The sequence below is a fragment of the Lysobacter sp. F6437 genome, assembly GCF_052547215.1.
The window spans coordinates 114,156-129,738 of sequence record NZ_JBQWRB010000002.1 but is presented as its reverse complement, the minus strand read 5'-3'; the positions used below and the strand labels follow the sequence as shown (position 1 = coordinate 129,738).

Below are 15,583 nucleotides of genomic sequence, written 5' to 3'. Positions count from 1 at the left end.
TCCGGGCGGCCCGCCAGCGCCGGCCTGCAACCTTTTCCGAGACCCGATGAACGCTCCCTTTTTGATCCTCGAAACCGGCAAGCCGGTCGCGCCGATGCGTCGCCATGGCGACTTTGCCCACTGGATCCGCGTCGCCGCCGGGCTGTCGCGCGACGATGCGGTGGTGGTCGATGTCGAACGCGGCGAGCCGCTGCCGAGCCGCGAGGGTTTTGCCGGTGCGATCGTCACCGGGTCCGGCGCGATGGTGACCGACCGGCTCGACTGGAGCGAGGCGACCGCGGCGTGGCTGCGCGACGCCGCCCACGCCGGGCTGCCGCTGTTCGGGATCTGCTACGGCCACCAGTTGCTGGCGCATGCGCTCGGTGGCGAGGTTGGTGACAACCCGCGGGGCCGCGAGATGGGCACGCTCGAGGTCGAGTTGCTGCCGGCGGCGGCCGACGACGTCCTGTTCGAGGCGATCCCGGCACGGTTCGCGGCGCAGCTGACCCACCTGCAGTCGGTGCTGCGGATGCCCGACGGCGCGGTCGCGCTGGCGCGTTCGGCCGGTGACGACTGCCAGGCATTCCGCTGGGGCGAGAGCGCCTGGGGCGTGCAGTTCCATCCCGAATTCAGCGCCACCCACATGCGCGGCTACATCCAGGCACGCAAGGTTCCGCTGCAGCGCGAGGGCCTGGACCCGAAGGCGCTGCTCGCCGCGGTCGGCGCCGCCCCGGAGGCCCGGCGGGTGCTGCGCCGTTTCATCCACGTCGTGCGCGAACGCGCCGATGCGCGCTGAAAAGGTGACCTTGGCGCCGCGGGCTTGCTAAGTTGCGGCATTGCCGCGCGCAACCGGCGGCTTCTCCTCGAAGGTGGTGGGCAATGAACGGGATTCGCAAGGTGCCCTATGGCGCGGGTGCGGAATGGCTGCTCGGCGGCATCGCCCTGCTGCGCAAGGCGCCGCTGGCGCTCGGCCTGCTCGGGCTGATCTGGGGCGGACTGTCGGCGCTGGCCACGGCCAGCGGCCAGCTTTGGTTGAGCCTGCTGCTGGCACTCGCCGGGCCGTTGCTGTTCGGTGGCATCGTCTACGCGGCGCGCGAGGTCGACCAGGGCCGCAGCGCGACGCCGGCCCACCTCATCCAGGGCGCGCGTGACGGCAAGCTGCCGCGGTTGCTGGCGATGCTGCTGCCACAGATCGCCGCGCTGCTGCTGATGGGCCTGTTGATGGTGGTGATCGTCGGTCCCGACGAGTTGCAGCACCTCAACCAGGTGCTGCTGCAGATGCAGACCAATCCCGATCCGGCGCTGATCGAGTCGCTGCCGACCGGCCGCCTGATGCTGTGGTTGCTGGCGGTGGTCGTGGTCGGGGTGGTGACCGGTTTCTTCACCTTCGTCGCGATCCCGGAAGTGATGTTCACCGACCGCGGCGCGTTCGCCGCGATGGCGCTGAGCTTCCGCGCCTGCCTGCGCAACGTCGGCGCGCTGCTGGTGATGATCGTGCTGCTGTTGATCGCGACGTTCGCGCTGAGCCTGGCGCTGCAGTTGCTGGGCGCGTTGCTGGCGTTCGCGATCGGTGCGCAGGCGTCGATGTTCGTGGTGCAACTGCTGCTGATGGCGATGCTGCTGCCGGTGATGGCCGGCGCGGTGTACCTGGCCTGGCGGCAATTGATCGGTGATGCGCCGGTGGCTGCGTCGTCGGCGCACGGATTCGAGGCCTGAGGCCGAGAGGACTGGCCCTCGGGGAGGGCGGGGCCGCACGGATCACCGTGCGGTAATCAAGCGCGCCGGTCGACGGCCGGCGTATTCAAGGAACGATCTCCTGGGGAGGAATGCAATGACGACACGAGCAATGCGCGCAATGGCCGGCTTCGACTGGCTCAAGAACGGGATCAATTTGGGGCGAAACAATCCGAAGGCGGTGTTTGGCGGCGCCGCGCTGCTGATGGTGTGCGTGATCGCGGTAGTGATGGTGGCCGCGTTGCTGGCGGGCGTGCTGGTCGCGGCGCTCGGTAACGGTATTGCCGCCGTTGTGTTGTCTTCGTTGGTGATCATCCTGCCGGTGTTCGCGGTGATGGGAATGCTGATGGTCGGCTACCTGCGGCTGGTTGCGGCGGTCGAGAGTGGTCAGCCGGCCGCGGCGTTCGACGTGTTTGGTGGCTTTTCCGACATGGCTACGTCGATGCGGGCGATCGGGTTCGTGGTGCTGTTGTCGATCTTGCAGAACTTGCTGGTGATCGGCTTGCTGGCATTGTTCGCCGGGGGCGTGATCGAGTGGTACATGCAGGCGATCCAGGCTTCGGCCGACGGCACCACGCCGACGACGATGCTGGCCAGCATGCCTGAGGGGCTGGGCATCGCGTACCTGATCATGGGCGTGCTGGGGCTGGTGTTCTTTGGTATTCAGGCGGTTGGCCTGTGCCAGATCGTGTTGCGCGGGCGCGGCGTGTTCGGCGCCTTCGGTGATGGTTTCGCCGGGGCGTTCAAGAACCTTCTGCCGCTGCTGGTGCTGTTTGTAGCCTATGTGGTGGCGGTAGTCGTGGTCGCCGTAGCTGCGATATTGCTGGTGCTGCTGGTCGGTCTGCTGGCCAAGCTGGTCGGCGCATGGTTCGGCATTGTGCTTGGCGGAATCCTGTATCTGGCATTTCTGCTTGCGTGCTGCGTGGTCGCTTTCGGGGTGATGTACCACCTGTGGGGCGATGTCTGCGGCGGCAGCGATGTGGTGGCTGCACCGGGCGATGCGCTGACGGTTTGACGGCCAACGTGCGCGGGTCGGCATGCCGCCCGCGCACGTTCTCAGAACAGGGCCTGGTCCAGCGCGTCGCGCATGACCGAGGATGCCTGGCCCGCCAGCCAGGCGACCAGGCCGAGGCCGGCCAAACCCAGCAATGCAAGCCATGTCCAAGCCCACGCCGGCAGGCCCGATGGCGCGTCCCCCGTCGATACCACCCGGGTGCGGCTGACGCGATCATGCAGGGCCAGGTGGTCCGGTCCCGCGGTCGCCATCAGGTGGCCGATGTTGAGCGTTGCCCATGACAGCGCGCCGGCCAGGTACCGCGATACCGCGCGGCCGATGCCAGGACGCCTGTCGTCGCGGTCGGCGACGCGCAGGCCGAGCAGTCGCTTGCCGGGGCTGGCGTGCCACGGCGAGCATTCGAAGGCGACGTGGTAGAGCATTCCGGTCAAGGCGAACGCGAGCAGCGCCGGCCATGCCATCGCCCAGGTGGCGGAGCGAATCGCGGCAAACGCCTGGTGCGGGCCCGGGTCGTGCAGCAGCGTGATTGCCAGTTGCGGCAGCGAAGTGCCGGCGAGGATGGCCTCGCCCATCGTCCGTCCGATGTATTGCAGCAGCCTCCGGACTTGTCCGATCCACGCCTGCCCGGGCGTCAGGATCCACGGCCATGCCAGCCATCCCGCAAGCGCCGCGACCAGCACCGCGTCGAGCGACCAGGCGACGCTGCGTTGCCAGAAACCGGCCGGATATCCGGGGGCCGGTTGCGCCAACGGCGACGCCCCCGCGCTCAATCCCGCGGCGTCCCCGCCTCGGCCGGCGCCAGCCAGCGCGCGGCGAGGATGCCGACCTCGTAGAGCAGGCACATCGGGATCGCCAGCATCAGCTGCGAGACCACGTCGGGCGGCGTGATCACCGCGGCGACGATGAAGATGCCGACCACCGCGTAACCGCGCGACTCGCGCAACTGCGCCGGCGTGACCCAGCCGAGCAGGGTCGCGATCACCAGTGCCACGGGCAGTTCGAAGCTGGCCCCGAACGCCAGGAAGATCACCAGCACGAAGTCGAGGTAGGCGCTGATGTCGGTCATCATCGCCACGCCCTCCGGCGCGATCCGGGTCAGGAAGCCGAACACCGCCGGCAGCACCAGGAAATAGGCGAACGCGCAGCCGGCGTAGAACAGTCCCACCGCCGAAGCCAGCAGCGGTACCGCGAGTCGCTTCTCACGCTGGTACAGGCCGGGCGCGACGAACGCCCATGCCTGGTAGAGCAGCCACGGCGTGGTCACCATCAACGCGGTGAAGAACGCCAGCTTGACCGGCGCGAAGAACGGGCTGGCGACCTCGACCGCGATCAACTGGCCGCCGGCCGGCAACTTGGCCAGCAGCGGCGCGGCGAGCCAGGCGTAGAGGTCGTTGCCGAACGGCAGCAGCACCAGTGTCACCAGCACCAGGCCGGCGACCGCGCGCAGCAGCCGCGAGCGCAGTTCGACCAGGTGGTCGATCAGGCGCGGCGTGCCTTCCCCTGGGTCCGTGCCGTGGTCAGGATCGGTCATGGTGGCGGGAGTCCGGGGGCGTGCGGGGTTCGTCGGGCCCGGGCTGGCCGGCGTCGATGCCGGATTCAACGTCCCGGCGCATCGCCTCGCCGCTCTCGCGCAACTGCTCGCGGGCGTTGCGCAGCTCGTCCTGGGTCGCGCGCAGGTTGCGCCGCAGTTCCTCGTCGGCCAGTTCGTTCTCCAGCTCGCTCTTCACCGAGTACCACTGCGCACGCGCGCGCCGCACCCACAGGCCGGCGAAGCGCGCGGCCTTGGGCAGGCGCTCGGGACCGAGCACCAGCAGGGCCACGACCGCGACCAGGAAAAGCTCGGAAAAACCGATGTCGAACATGGCGGGAACGTACCGGTCAGCTCACGGGCCGGTCAGCGGCGTCCGGCCGGCATCACTTGCGGTCGCCCGGGGTCACCGTCGGCTTGTGCGGCGCGGAGGGGTCGGCGCCGGCATCGGTACGGCTGCCATCGACGGCATCGTCGGCGCGCCGGTCGGCCAGCCGTTCGGCCGGCTTGTCATCGTCGTGGACGCCCTGCTTGAAGCCCTTGACCGCCTCGCCGAGATCCTTGCCCACGTTTTTCAGGCGCTTGGTGCCGAACACCAGCACCACGATCACCAGCACGATCAGCCAGTGCCAGATGCTTAAACTGCCCATCGGTTTGCTCGCCGGAAAGTCGGGTGACGAGGATACCGCAAGCCCCGTCAGGGCGTCGGCGGCAGCGGTTCGGTCTGCACTGCCGGCGGGTTCGACGAATACGGGCTGTCGACCGGCTCGAACGGCTGCGGCTGCGGCGCCTGCACCGGTGCGGTTGGCTGAGCCTGCGGGTACGGCGGCTGGACGGCCGGAGTGGACGCGGCCGGTGCAGCGGTCCGGGTCGACGGCGCGGCGGTGTCATCGGAGCGTGCGACGCGGGCGGCGGCGCTGGCTTCCTCCAACTGGTCACGGAAGCCCACCACCGCGTCCGACGGACGCTGTCCGGCGCGGTTCTCGAAGATCATCCGGGGGGTGGTGCCCTGGCCGTACACCGCCTGGTTGGCCGCGTCGTCGATGCTCAGCACCGCGCCGTCGAGGGCGACCCCGGCGAACAGCCCGCGCGCGCGCGACCACGACCAGATCTCGGCCTTGAGCCGGCCGTCGGTGGCCATGCCCGTGCTGCGTCCGATCGGCCCGGCGGCGATGCTGGCATCGGCACCGAGGGTGATCTTGCCGTTGACGATCGACTCCAGCCCGCGCTGGCTGGTGAACACCAGCACCACGTCGGACGACTGCACGCCGGCCTGGAAACCGATGCTGCCGCCGGTCAGCTTGACGAACGCCGGGTTCGACCAGGTCCCGTCGGGGTTCTTGACCGAGACCAGCCCGTGACCGCGGCGGCCACCGATCACCAGCCCGATCTTGAGCGTGTCGGGCACGACCACGATCGCCTTGGCCTCGTCGAACAGGATGTCGGGGATGGCGGACTCGGGGATCGCCTGGATTTCGTTGAGCACCCGCAGGGCATTGCGGGCGCGTTCGTCCTCGGCGGTGCCGGCGATGGCGGGGATGGCCAGGCCGGTGGCGAGCAGCAGGACGGCGAGGCGCGGCAGGATCGACATGGCGAACTCCGGGAAGGCGTGGCAATCAGTGTGGCAGGCAGTGCGGCGGATGCAACGCGGGACCGCCAGCATCCGACCGTGCATCGGCCACGGGGTTCCCACGCTAGTGCCACCGCGATGAATCGCGGGCGAACATCGCGCGCCGGCGCGACCGTGCCAGCCCCAGCTGTCATCCTATGCGGATGAGTGATTCCCCGATCCCAGCCTCAGGCGCCTCCGGGCAGGACACCGCCACTACCGCCGTGGTGCTGGTCAACCTCGGCACCCCGTCCGCGCCGACCGCCGCCGCGGTGCGCCGCTACCTCGCCGAGTTCCTGTCCGACCGCCGGGTCGTCTCGCTGTCGCCGTGGCTGTGGCAGCCGCTGCTGCGCGGGGTGATCCTGCCGCTGCGCGCGCCGCCGGTGGCGCGCAAATACGCCAGTGTCTGGCTGGACGACGGCTCGCCGCTGGCGGCTTACACCCGGCGCCTGGCCGTGGCTGTCCAGCGCGAACTGCCGGGCGTGCGCGTGGTCGATGCGATGCGCTACGGCGAGCCGGCGCTGCCCGCCACCCTGCAGCGGTTGCAGGCCGAGGGCGTGCGCCGGGTGCTGGTGCTGCCGCTCTATCCCCAGTACTCGACCACCACCACCGCCGCGGTTGGTGACGTGGTCGCGCGTGCCGACGGGTTGCAGACGCGGTTGGTCGAGGACTACCACCTCGAACCGGACTGGATCGCCGCGGTCGCGCAGTCGATCCGCGAGCATCGCGAGGTGCACGGCGCGGGCGAACACCTGCTGTTCTCGTTCCACGGTTTGCCACAGCGCGTGGCCGACGCCGGCGACCCGTACCCGCTGCAATGCGAGGCCGGCGCGCATGCGATCGCCGCCGCGCTTGGGCTGGAGCCGTCGCAGTGGGGCTTGGCCTACCAGTCGCGCTTCGGTCGCGAGCGCTGGCTCGAGCCGGCCACCGCCACCGCTTTGGTCGAGTTGGCCGAACAGGGCGTGCGCACGGTCGACGTGGTCGCCCCCGGCTTCGCGGTCGACTGCCTGGAGACGCTGGAGGAAGTCGCGATGATGCTGGCCGAGGACTTCGCCGCGCGTGGCGGCAGCCTGCGCTACATCCCGTGCCTCAACGACAGCCCGGCGCATGCGCGGGTGCTGGCGACGATCGCGCGGCGCGAGCTGGATGGCTGGCAATGAGCGCCCGCGCATGAGTTCCATGCCGATGCAGGAGTTCGCGCTCGATACCGATTTCGGGCGCCTGGCCGGCCTGCGCGGCGGCACCGTCGGTGCGCCGAAAGTGCTTGCACTGCACGGCTGGCTCGACAACGCCGCCAGCTTCGTGCCGCTGTCCCGGCGGCTGGATGGAATCGAACTGGTCGCGCTCGACCTGCCAGGCCACGGCGCCAGCGCCCACCTGCCGCTGGCGGCGGGCTACACCGTGGTGAACATGGCGCGCGCGGTATTCGCCGCCGCCGATGCGCTGGGCTGGGATCGCTTCCGGCTTCTTGGTCATTCGCTTGGTGCCGGCGTCGCCAGCCTGATGACGGCGGCCGCGCCGCAACGGATCGAGCGCCTGCTGGCGATCGAGGCGCTCGGTGCACTGGCCGAGGACGAGGCGCGGACCGCGGTGCGCCTGCGCGAGGCGTTTTGCGAAACGCGTTCGGCGCGCCGGCCGCTGCGGTTGTTTTCCGATGCCAACAGCGCGGTGCGCGCGCGTGTCCAGGCGGGCGGGATCCGCGAGGAGGCCGCGCGCCTGCTGGTCGAGCGCGGGATCATCAAAGTCGGCGACGACGGATTCACCTGGCGCAGCGACCCGCGCCTGACCCGCGACACCGCGGTGCGCCTGAGCGAGGCGCAGGTGCGCGACCTGCTCGCGGCGATCGAGTGCCCGGTCCGGGTGGTCTATGCCGAACCGGCCCAGCGCTACTTCCCGGAAGCACTGCGGCGCGCGCGCTTCGATTGCCTCAAAAATGGCGAGCTGGTCGTGCTCGACGGCGGCCACCACCTGCACATGGAACAGCCGGACGCGGTGGCCGCGGCGATCGGCGACTTCCTGCGCGCGGACTAGCCCGGTTTACCGGCGTTGGCGTCGTCGCCAACATCCAGCAGGGCGCGCAGACCCGCCTTGAGGCGCCGCCCCTCGGTGCGGAAATAGTCGCGCTCGCCACGCCATCGCGGGCAGCGCGATTCGACTTCGCGCCAGAACACGCGCGAATGGTCCGGGCGGATCAGGTGGCACAGCTCGTGCACCAGCACGTACTCGAACGCAGAGGGCCGCGCCAGCACCAGTGACAGGTCGAGCGCGATGCTGCCGTCGGGCGCCAGCGAGCCCCATTGAGAACTCATCTGCTTGAACCGGAACCGCCGCGGCGGCCGTGGCAATCCGGCCAGGTAGCGCGGCAACCAGCGACCGACATCGGCGCGCGCCTCGGCCTCGTAGAAGTCGCGCAGGGCGCGGGCGATTGCCGCGCTGCCGGCGCGCGCGGATACGGTGAAGACGAGGCCTGCTCTGCGGCTTTCGTGGTTGTTGCCGTTGCCGTTGCTATCGCTGCTGCTGCCGTCGTTGTCCCGACCGCCGTCAACGACGGCCGGCGCTTCGTGCTGCACCATGCACAAACGCCCGGTCTGCCAGCGCAGCGGCACTTCGGCGCCACGCAGCGGCAGGCGGTCGGAGTGGAAAGGTTGCAGCCGCGGCATAGCGTCGAGCGCATGGCGCTGGATCTGCGCCGCCAGCCAGTCGCGATGCTCGATCGCGAACCGCTCCCCGGCGATCCGGCTTGCCCGCGTCGGCAAGGTCAGTCGCGCACCGCGTTCGTCGACCGACAGCTTGATCCGTCGCGCGCGCGGATCGCGCACGCGCAGCACCTCGATCGCCTGCCCATCCGCCAGCACCAGCTCGAACGCATCGCGCTCGATCGTGCGGGGTTTTGGCGCCAGCAGGCGGAACGGATTGGGCATGTGGAGATAGTGGCCGATCGGCGCCGGCCTGTCCCGAGTCCACCGCGGCCTGGACTGTTGTAGGAGCGGCTTTAGCCGCGATCCGAAGTCGGTTCGGGCAGACGATTCCAGATCGCGGCCAAAGCCGCTCCTACGGCCGCCAAGCTCGTCCGGAGGGCAGCGTGGGGCCCTGCCTGCGGTCAGTCCGCCTTGCTCAGTTTCAGCGCCGACTCCAGCACCGCGAACAGCCGCTTGACCTCCGCGCTCATCAGCACGAAGCGCGCATCCATCTCGGCGCGGGCGTCGTCGGCGTTGTTGTTGTCGAGCTGGTCGACCGCGCCGTCGAGCAGCTTGAACTTGCGCACCACCAGGTCCTCGCCGAGCACGAAGCTGACGTGGTCGTCGAGGCTCAGCGCCAGTCGCGTGACCTGCTTTCCGGTCTCCAGGTGGCGGGCGATCTCGTCGCTGTGCAGGTCCATGCGCTGGACCTTGACCACCGCGCCCTGGTCGACCGGGTCGCGCAGTTCGCACTCGTCGCCGATGCTGAGGCCGTCCGGCAGCGGCTCGCCGGCGACCCAGCCGGTGAGGATCGAGCGCGGCGGGACCTCGGCGTTCAGCGGCAGCGCCGGGAAGCTGCCGAGCGCGCGGCGGATCTCGCTGCAGACGTTCTCGGCCGACTTGCGGCTGGAGCTGTCGATCACCGCTATGCCGTGCTCCAGGTCGAGCAGCGCATCGGTGCGGCTGGGCTTGATGAAGGCGCGCGGCAGCAGGTCGGTGATCAACTCGTCCTTGATCCGCTTGCGGGTGCGGCCGCCGGGCTTGCGGCCTTCCTTCTGCTCGATCTCCTCCAGCTTGCGCGCCAGCATGTCGTTGACCACCGCGCCGGGCAGCAGCCGGTCCTCGCCGCCGACGGTCAGCCAGATCGCATCGCCCTGGCGCGCGGCCAGCAGCTCGCTGTCGCGGCCGAACGGCGATACGAAGCCGCGCGAGGACAGCTCCAGCGGACCAACCGGCTTGAGTTGGCAATCTTCGAGCCCGGTGTCGAGGTCGTCGAGCTTGGTGCTGGCGGGGAAGCGGAAGAACGTCAGGTTGCGGAAGAACATGCGGGATCCATTGGGAAGTGCGTCGCCGGCGCCGCGCAAACGGGTTGCGCGGTCGCGACGCGGGGAAGGGGATCAGCCGGCAGTCGAGCCGGGTGTCGGGATGGATGACAGGCTGGAGGTCAGGCCAAGGAAGTCGAACAGTTTCGGATCGCTCAGCTGCGATGGCCGGATGTCGCCGAGTGCACGCGCGATGGTCTCGATCCGCCCCGGCGTCTCGCGTTCCCAGTCGGCCATCATCCGCTGCACCTGCTTGCGCTGCAGGTTCTCCTGCGAACCGCACAGGTTGCACGGAATGATCGGGAAGTCCTTCAGCCGAGCGTAGCGGGCGATGTCGGTCTCGGCGACGTAGGCCAGCGGGCGGATCACCACGTTTTTGCCGTCGTCCGACAGCAGCTTGGGCGGCATGCCCGAAACCTTGGCGTGGAAAAACAGGTTGAGGAAGAACGTCGCGACGAGGTCGTCGCGATGGTGGCCGAGCGCGATTTTGGTACAGCCGTGTTCGGCGGCGAAGTTGTACAGCGCACCGCGCCGCAGCCGCGAGCACAGCGAGCACATCGTCTTGCCCTCGGGCACGACCCGGGTCACTACCGAATAGGTGTCCTGTTCGAGGATGCGGTAATCGACGCCGATCGATTCCAGGTACCCGGGCAGCACGTGTCCGGGGAAATCGGGCTGCTTCTGGTCGAGGTTGACCGCAGTGATCGAGAACGACACCGGTGCCTTTTTCTGCAACTGCAGCAGCACGTCGAGCATCGTGTAGCTGTCCTTGCCGCCGGACAGGCAGACCATGACCCGGTCGCCGTCCTCGATCATGCCGAAATCGGCGATCGCCTGGCCGACCTGGTGGCGCAGGCGCTTGCCGAGGCGGTCAAGTTCGCCGGCGCGCGGCAGCGGCTCGGCCAGCGGCAGGATGTCGGCGGCGGGCGCCTGGTTCAGCAGGGGCAGGGCGGTGTTCATCAGGCCGTCGATTCTACCGGCCCGCCGTCGCACCGGCCGAGTCGACGGTCGCGACGCGCGACCGCGCCGCCGCGCTAAGCTGGACGCCATGAGCGAGACCGACGACCCCGCCGCCATCAACCGCCGCCTGGAAGAGTTGCGGCTGGAACACCGCGACCTGGACGCCGCGATCGCCCGCCTGTCGGCCCTCGGCAACCTCGAAGTCCACGACGACCTGACCCTCAAGCGGCTGAAGAAGCGCAAGCTGTGGCTGAAGGACTGCATCGCAAGGCTGCAGAGCGACCTGATCCCCGATGAGCCCGCCTGAGGTTGGCGTATCGCCTGCCAGTCGCCCGGCGGGACCTTGGGCAAGGTCTTCTTTGTCGGGGCATTTGTAGGAGCGGCTTCAGCCGCGATCGGAGGCCGGCACGGGCGAACGGTTCCAGATCGCGGCTGAAGCCGCTCCTACAAGAGCATGCAGGCGCGCGGTTTGTCAGGCGGCCCGCCGATACCCGCCGCGCACGCCGTCCTTGCTCAACACCCACTGCCACAGCTGCAGCTCGCGCGCCCGGAACGCCCCCGCGCACGACAGCAGGTAGTAGCGCCACTTGCGGTGGAAGGTCTCGCCCAGCGCTTCGGCGAAGCGCGGCCACGCGGCCTCGAAGTTGGCATGCCAGGCCATCAGCGTGTGGTCGTAGTCGGCGCCGAAGTTGTGCAGGTCCTCGGCCACGAACAACCCGTCGATCGCGTCGCCGACCTGGCCCACCGACGGCAGGTCGCCGTTGGGGAAGATGTGCTTGTCGATCCAGCGGTCGGGCACCGAGTCGCGGCGGTTCTTGCCGATCGTGTGCAGCAGGAACAGCCCGTCGTCGGCCAGGCAGCGTTCGGCGACCTCCATGTAGGCGCGGTGGTTCTTGCGGCCGACGTGCTCGAACATGCCGACGCTGACGATGCGTTCGACCGGACCCCCCAGCGACGCCGCGTCGAGCTCGCGGTAGTCCTGCAGGCGGAACTCCAGCGGCAATCCCGCGTAACGCCCGCGCGCCCACGCCGCCTGCTCCTTCGACACCGTGACCCCGATGCACTGCACGCCGTAATGCTCGGCGGCAAAACCCATCAGGCTGCCCCAGCCGCAGCCGATGTCGAGCACCCGCATGCCCGGCCGCAGCTCGAGCTTGCGGCAGATCAGGTCGAGCTTGGCCTCCTGCGCCGCGGCGAGGGTGTCGGCATCGCGCCAGTAGCCGCAGGAGTACGCCATCAGCGGGTCGAGCATCGCCTCGTAGAAGTCGTTGCCGAGGTCGTAGTGGGCCTTGCCGACCTGCCAGGCGCGGGTCCGGCTCTGGCGGTTGAACACGCGCACCTGCAGCGCATGCCAGGCGAGCCGTGCCGGCTGCACCTCGCGGTCGAGGTGGGCGCGTAGCAGGTGGTCGAAGAAGCTGTCGAGCTGTTCGCAGTCCCACGCGCCGGCCATGTAGGCCTCGCCAAGACCCAGGTTGCCCTCGGCCAGCGCGCGCTCCAGTGCCGCGGGGTCGTGCAGTTGCATGTCCCACGGCCGCTCGCCGTTGATGCGGATGTCGGCGCGGCCGAGCAGGCCGGCGACGAGCTGCTGCGGTGCGGTCTCGAGTCGGGGTGCGCCTTGGCGGGGTGCGGCGGCCGCCACCTCGTCCGGGGTGTCGCTCAGCTCATCGACGATGGGCGATGGAGGTGCCATTGCGTGGTCCTCGGCTGGGTCGCGGCCGGCGTGGACGTGCAGTTGCCTCGAAGCTTGGCCGATCCGCGACGACTTCGGTCACGGGCAATGGTAGCGCCGCCGGGCCTGCCCCGCAGCCGCCGACGGAGAAGGGCGGCCTGCGGGATCAGTCCGCAGGCATTTCCTGCGCCTCCGGCTTCACCGCCTCCGGGCTGACCTTCTCGATGCTGTGGCGCAACTCGCGGCCGAGGATGAACTTGGCGTCGCGGGCCCAGGCTTCCAGTTGCTGGTCGAACACCAGCTTGCCGTTGGCGTCGACCCAGACCAGCTTGAGTTCGCGCAGTTTCTGGATGAAGCCGCGGAACAGGGTCTTGTCGAAGAACTCCGGCGCGGCCGGCGCGTACAGCAGGCTGAGGCGCTGGGCGGCGAGCTGGCACAGGCTTTCCAGTTCACCGGCCGACAGCGTGCCGACGCCGTTCTTCACCAGTACCGAGATCGCGATGTAATAGCGCTCGAACGCCTGCTGCAGCGAATGCCCGATCGCGCGCAGGCGGAACACCTCATCGGACTGCCCGGCGTTGCGCGCGAGGATGCCGCCATCCTCGTCGCTGACCTGCTCCAGCAGGCCCTCGCGGATGAACACATCGATGGTGCGCGCCAGCCGCTCGACGAACTCGTCCTCGCTCCACGGCAGGAACAGCTCGACCTGCAGGAACGGATACACGCTTCGTCCCAGCCGCAGGACGCTTTCCTGCGCCATCCGCCGGTTGTGCTGGAAGCAGCAGGCGATCCACGAGGCCGCGGTGAACAGGTGCAGCGCGTTGTTGCGGAAGTAGCTCAGCAGCACCGCGTTGTCGCCACGCACGTGCAGCACGTCGCCGAGTGGATGCACGGTGCGGGTCAGCATGCCGATCTCCTCGCCGTGGGCGACGATGTCGGCCGGCGCGTGCGGGGTCACGGTGACGCGGTCGGAGAACGGCAGTTCGTCGAGCAGGGTCTTGCTGAGCGCGAGCTGGGCCAGCAGGTCGCCTTCGCCCATCGCGTGCTTGGGCGTGGACAGCAGCGCCAGGGCCAGCAGGTTGATCGGGTTGACGTCCGCGGCGCGGTTGACGTTGACCTGGATCTTCTGCGCCAGCGCATCGACCGTGGTCGACAGCCACGCCGGTTTATCGTCGTCGGGCAATGCTTCGCCCTGCCAGCCGGGCGCGTGCTCGCCGAGCATGTCGTTGAGCCGGATCGGCTCGCCGAAATTGACCACCACCTGGCCGTAGTTGCTGCGCAGCACCTTGGGGATGCCGGTGACCAGTTGCCAGATCGATTCCTTCTCCTTCGGCTTGCCGGTCAGCTCGTCGAGATAGCTGTTGCCCTCCATCAGCTTCTCGTAGCCGATGTAGATCGGCTGGAACAGGACCGGCCGGGTCGGCTGGCGCAGGTAGGCGCGTACGGTCATCGCCAGGGTGCCGCCCTTGGGCGGCAGCAGCCGGCCGGTGCGCGAGCGCCCGCCCTCGATGAAGTACTCGATCGAGTAGCCGCCCGAGACCAGTTGCGCCATGTACTCGCGGAACACCGCCGAGTACAGCGCATTGCCGCGGAAGCTGCGCCGCGCGAAGAACGCACCGCCCTTGCGCAGCAGGGTGCCGATCACCGGCAGGTTGAGGTTGATGCCGGCGAAGATGTGCGGCGGCACGATGCCCTTGGTGTAGAGCAGGTAGCTCAGCAGCAGGTAGTCCATGTGGCTGCGGTGGCAGGGCACGTAGATGACCTCGTGGCCCGGCGCGGCCTGCTTGAGCGTGTCGAGGTGGTGGACCAGCACGCCACGGTAGATCCGGTTCCAGACGAAGGTCAGCAGGAAGCTGGCCGAGCGCACCACCGGGTGCGAGTAGTCGGCGGCGATCTCGTAGGCGTAGGCGTGGGCCTTCTTCCAGGCATCGGTGTACTGGCCGTTGTCGCGCCGTGCCTGCGCGGTGATCGCCTCCTTGACCGGCTCGGTCGCGAGCACGCGGTCGACCAGCAGGCGCCGGGTCGACAGGTCGGGGCCGATCACCGCCGCGCGGATCAGCCGGAAGTGGGTGCGCAGCACGCGCGAGAGCTTGCGCACGGTGCGTTCCGGCGGCAGGCCTTCGTCGATGGTCTCGCGCAGGCCGACCGCCGGGGCGAAGCGGACCGTGGTGTGGCGGCCGTTGAGCAGGATCGCCAGCAGCCGGCGGAAGCGGCCGACCAGCGCCCAGTTCTCCGAGAACAGCACCGAGAACCAGCCGCTGGTCTTGTCCGGCGCGCGGCCGACGAAGATCGACACCGGCACCAACTGCACGTCCAGCGACGGGTCCTCGCGATGGGCGTCGAGCAGCCGCGCCAGCGATTCGGAATGGGTCTTGCTGGGTGGTGCCGCCGGGTTGAGGGTCGGCAATGGCGGCAGCGCGCTGACGTTGCGCCGGGACAGGGCGACGTAGGCACGCTTGCGCCCGAGCGGGTCGCCCGGCAGCGGTTGCAGTGGCGAGGGCAGGCCGGTCTCGCGGCAGGCGCGCTCCAGGATCAGCGCGTTGGACAGGCCGTAGTCCTCGAGCACGTAACAGACCGGGCGGTCGGCGAACCCGTGGGCGTGGTCGGCCGGGGTTTTCGGCTCGATGGTCAATGAGACCCAGGGCGCCATCAGCTTGCCGAGCAGGCGGGCCCACCAGGGCCGGCGCGCCGTGGACCGCTGGCGGCGCCCGATCGGCTCGCGCGATGGCGAATGCGATGCGGGGTGCGGGGGTGGAGTGCGGCCCGGTTCGATCGGCAACTCGGCCTGTCGCGGCGCATCACCGAGGGTGGCGCCCGGTTCGAACGGCGGGATGGCGTGGGCGTCATCGGTGTCCGCGTTGTCCGGCGCATCGGCGGCCGGCGGCTGCATCGCATCGGCCAGCGTCATCCCGGCCGGATCCGCGGGAGCGCTCGGGTCCAGGGGAGCAGCCGGGTCGGCCGGAGCCGTGGCGGCGTCGGCTTCGCGGGATCCGGACGGATCGGTCCCGGGCTTCCCGGGGAATGGCAGGGGTGTCTGGTTGGGCATCGGTCGCATTATGCCGGTTCGCCCGCGGACGCCATGGCGACCC

Annotated in this window: 16 protein-coding genes; 6 read left to right on the top strand and 10 right to left on the bottom strand. The window is 69.5% G+C overall.

What is annotated here, in order from left to right:
• Nucleotides 1–46: 46 nt before the first annotated feature.
• The 3 genes from ACT9F5_RS09065 to ACT9F5_RS09055 all read left to right on the top strand — a co-directional run bounded on the left by ACT9F5_RS09065 (nt 47) and on the right by ACT9F5_RS09055 (nt 2,728).
• Complete coding sequence (locus tag ACT9F5_RS09065; RefSeq protein WP_445119620.1) at nt 47–775, top strand: glutamine amidotransferase; 729 nt, start codon at nt 47–49, stop codon at nt 773–775.
• Nucleotides 776–858: 83 nt separating this feature from the next.
• Complete coding sequence (locus tag ACT9F5_RS09060; RefSeq protein WP_445119619.1) at nt 859–1,695, top strand: BPSS1780 family membrane protein; 837 nt, start codon at nt 859–861, stop codon at nt 1,693–1,695.
• Between the two features lie 115 nt (nt 1,696–1,810).
• Nucleotides 1,811–2,728 carry a hypothetical protein gene (locus ACT9F5_RS09055; protein ID WP_445119618.1) on the top strand — a complete coding sequence of 306 codons (918 nt, stop codon included), beginning with the start codon at nt 1,811–1,813 and terminating at the stop codon, nt 2,726–2,728.
• Nucleotides 2,729–2,769: 41 nt separating this feature from the next.
• Here ACT9F5_RS09055 and ACT9F5_RS09050 read toward each other — a convergent pair whose 3' ends face one another.
• From ACT9F5_RS09050 to ACT9F5_RS09030, 5 genes are read right to left on the bottom strand one after another with little or no spacing between them, the layout of a single operon-like run.
• A complete protein-coding gene (locus tag ACT9F5_RS09050) occupies nt 2,770–3,477 on the bottom strand; it encodes an RDD family protein (RefSeq protein WP_445119617.1) in 708 nt (235 codons plus the stop codon).
• Between the two features lie 17 nt (nt 3,478–3,494).
• Complete coding sequence (gene tatC / locus ACT9F5_RS09045) at nt 3,495–4,259, bottom strand: twin-arginine translocase subunit TatC (protein ID WP_445119616.1); 765 nt, start codon at nt 4,257–4,259, stop codon at nt 3,495–3,497.
• The gene (gene tatB, locus ACT9F5_RS09040; protein WP_445119615.1) at nt 4,246–4,590 is read right to left on the bottom strand and encodes a Sec-independent protein translocase protein TatB; all 345 of its coding nucleotides are present in this window, start codon (nt 4,588–4,590) and stop codon (nt 4,246–4,248) included. Before tatB ends, tatC begins: the two co-directional genes overlap by 14 nt.
• 52 nt (nt 4,591–4,642) lie before the next feature.
• Nucleotides 4,643–4,906 carry a Sec-independent protein translocase subunit TatA gene (gene tatA / locus ACT9F5_RS09035; RefSeq protein WP_445119614.1) on the bottom strand — a complete coding sequence of 88 codons (264 nt, stop codon included), beginning with the start codon at nt 4,904–4,906 and terminating at the stop codon, nt 4,643–4,645.
• Nucleotides 4,907–4,953: 47 nt separating this feature from the next.
• Entirely contained in the window at nt 4,954–5,847 is an 894-nt protein-coding gene (locus ACT9F5_RS09030; RefSeq protein WP_445119613.1) for a YSC84-related protein, read from the bottom strand.
• 182 nt (nt 5,848–6,029) lie between these two features.
• Between ACT9F5_RS09030 and hemH the strand changes: the two genes are divergently transcribed.
• Together hemH and ACT9F5_RS09020 are read left to right on the top strand one after the other, a co-directional pair.
• Nucleotides 6,030–7,025 (top strand): ferrochelatase, encoded by a 996-nt coding sequence (gene hemH / locus ACT9F5_RS09025; protein ID WP_445119612.1) that lies wholly within the window; start codon nt 6,030–6,032, stop codon nt 7,023–7,025.
• A 25-nt stretch (nt 7,026–7,050) separates the two neighbouring features.
• Entirely contained in the window at nt 7,051–7,896 is an 846-nt protein-coding gene (locus ACT9F5_RS09020) for an alpha/beta fold hydrolase (RefSeq protein WP_445119836.1), read from the top strand.
• On the opposite strand, the gene ACT9F5_RS09015 is transcribed toward ACT9F5_RS09020, so the two are convergent.
• From ACT9F5_RS09015 to ttcA, 3 genes are all read right to left on the bottom strand, one after another.
• Nucleotides 7,893–8,786, bottom strand: coding sequence for a YgjP-like metallopeptidase domain-containing protein (locus tag ACT9F5_RS09015; protein WP_445119611.1), 894 nt, complete (start codon nt 8,784–8,786; stop codon nt 7,893–7,895). The genes ACT9F5_RS09020 and ACT9F5_RS09015 overlap by 4 nt on opposite strands.
• A gap of 179 nt (nt 8,787–8,965) precedes the next feature.
• Nucleotides 8,966–9,868: a recombination-associated protein RdgC gene (locus tag ACT9F5_RS09010; RefSeq protein ID WP_445119610.1), complete on the bottom strand. Its 903-nt coding sequence runs from the start codon at nt 9,866–9,868 to the stop codon at nt 8,966–8,968.
• Nucleotides 9,869–9,940: 72 nt separating this feature from the next.
• On the bottom strand, nt 9,941–10,825 hold the full coding sequence (gene ttcA / locus ACT9F5_RS09005; protein WP_445119609.1) for a tRNA 2-thiocytidine(32) synthetase TtcA: 885 nt from the start codon (nt 10,823–10,825) through the stop codon (nt 9,941–9,943).
• Nucleotides 10,826–10,913: 88 nt separating this feature from the next.
• Here ttcA and ACT9F5_RS09000 point away from each other — a divergent pair, with 88 nt between their 5' ends.
• Entirely contained in the window at nt 10,914–11,132 is a 219-nt protein-coding gene (locus ACT9F5_RS09000; RefSeq protein ID WP_445119608.1) for a DUF465 domain-containing protein, read from the top strand.
• A gap of 165 nt (nt 11,133–11,297) precedes the next feature.
• Here the strand turns inward: ACT9F5_RS09000 and cfa are convergent, their stop codons facing one another.
• Together cfa and plsB are read right to left on the bottom strand one after the other, a co-directional pair.
• Nucleotides 11,298–12,515: a cyclopropane fatty acyl phospholipid synthase gene (gene cfa, locus ACT9F5_RS08995; RefSeq protein WP_445119607.1), complete on the bottom strand. Its 1,218-nt coding sequence runs from the start codon at nt 12,513–12,515 to the stop codon at nt 11,298–11,300.
• A 145-nt stretch (nt 12,516–12,660) separates the two neighbouring features.
• Complete coding sequence (plsB, locus tag ACT9F5_RS08990; protein WP_445119606.1) at nt 12,661–15,549, bottom strand: glycerol-3-phosphate 1-O-acyltransferase PlsB; 2,889 nt, start codon at nt 15,547–15,549, stop codon at nt 12,661–12,663.
• Nucleotides 15,550–15,583: the final 34 nt, after the last annotated feature.

What these genes read in the sequence shown, in the direction of transcription:
- ACT9F5_RS09065 (WP_445119620.1), top strand. Translation starts at nt 47, where the DNA reads ATGAACGCTCCCTTTTTGATCCTCGAAACCGGCAAGCCGGTCGCGCCG.
- ACT9F5_RS09060 (WP_445119619.1), top strand. Translation starts at nt 859, where the DNA reads ATGAACGGGATTCGCAAGGTGCCCTATGGCGCGGGTGCGGAATGGCTG.
- ACT9F5_RS09055 (WP_445119618.1), top strand. Translation starts at nt 1,811, where the DNA reads ATGACGACACGAGCAATGCGCGCAATGGCCGGCTTCGACTGGCTCAAG.
- tatC (WP_445119616.1), bottom strand. Translation starts at nt 4,259, where the DNA reads ATGACCGATCCTGACCACGGCACGGACCCAGGGGAAGGCACGCCGCGC.
- tatB (WP_445119615.1), bottom strand. Translation starts at nt 4,590, where the DNA reads ATGTTCGACATCGGTTTTTCCGAGCTTTTCCTGGTCGCGGTCGTGGCC.
- tatA (WP_445119614.1), bottom strand. Translation starts at nt 4,906, where the DNA reads ATGGGCAGTTTAAGCATCTGGCACTGGCTGATCGTGCTGGTGATCGTG.
- ACT9F5_RS09030 (WP_445119613.1), bottom strand. Translation starts at nt 5,847, where the DNA reads ATGTCGATCCTGCCGCGCCTCGCCGTCCTGCTGCTCGCCACCGGCCTG.
- hemH (WP_445119612.1), top strand. Translation starts at nt 6,030, where the DNA reads ATGAGTGATTCCCCGATCCCAGCCTCAGGCGCCTCCGGGCAGGACACC.
- ACT9F5_RS09020 (WP_445119836.1), top strand. Translation starts at nt 7,051, where the DNA reads ATGCAGGAGTTCGCGCTCGATACCGATTTCGGGCGCCTGGCCGGCCTG.
- ACT9F5_RS09015 (WP_445119611.1), bottom strand. Translation starts at nt 8,786, where the DNA reads ATGCCCAATCCGTTCCGCCTGCTGGCGCCAAAACCCCGCACGATCGAG.
- ACT9F5_RS09010 (WP_445119610.1), bottom strand. Translation starts at nt 9,868, where the DNA reads ATGTTCTTCCGCAACCTGACGTTCTTCCGCTTCCCCGCCAGCACCAAG.
- ttcA (WP_445119609.1), bottom strand. Translation starts at nt 10,825, where the DNA reads ATGAACACCGCCCTGCCCCTGCTGAACCAGGCGCCCGCCGCCGACATC.
- ACT9F5_RS09000 (WP_445119608.1), top strand. Translation starts at nt 10,914, where the DNA reads ATGAGCGAGACCGACGACCCCGCCGCCATCAACCGCCGCCTGGAAGAG.
- cfa (WP_445119607.1), bottom strand. Translation starts at nt 12,515, where the DNA reads ATGGCACCTCCATCGCCCATCGTCGATGAGCTGAGCGACACCCCGGAC.
- plsB (WP_445119606.1), bottom strand. Translation starts at nt 15,549, where the DNA reads ATGCGACCGATGCCCAACCAGACACCCCTGCCATTCCCCGGGAAGCCC.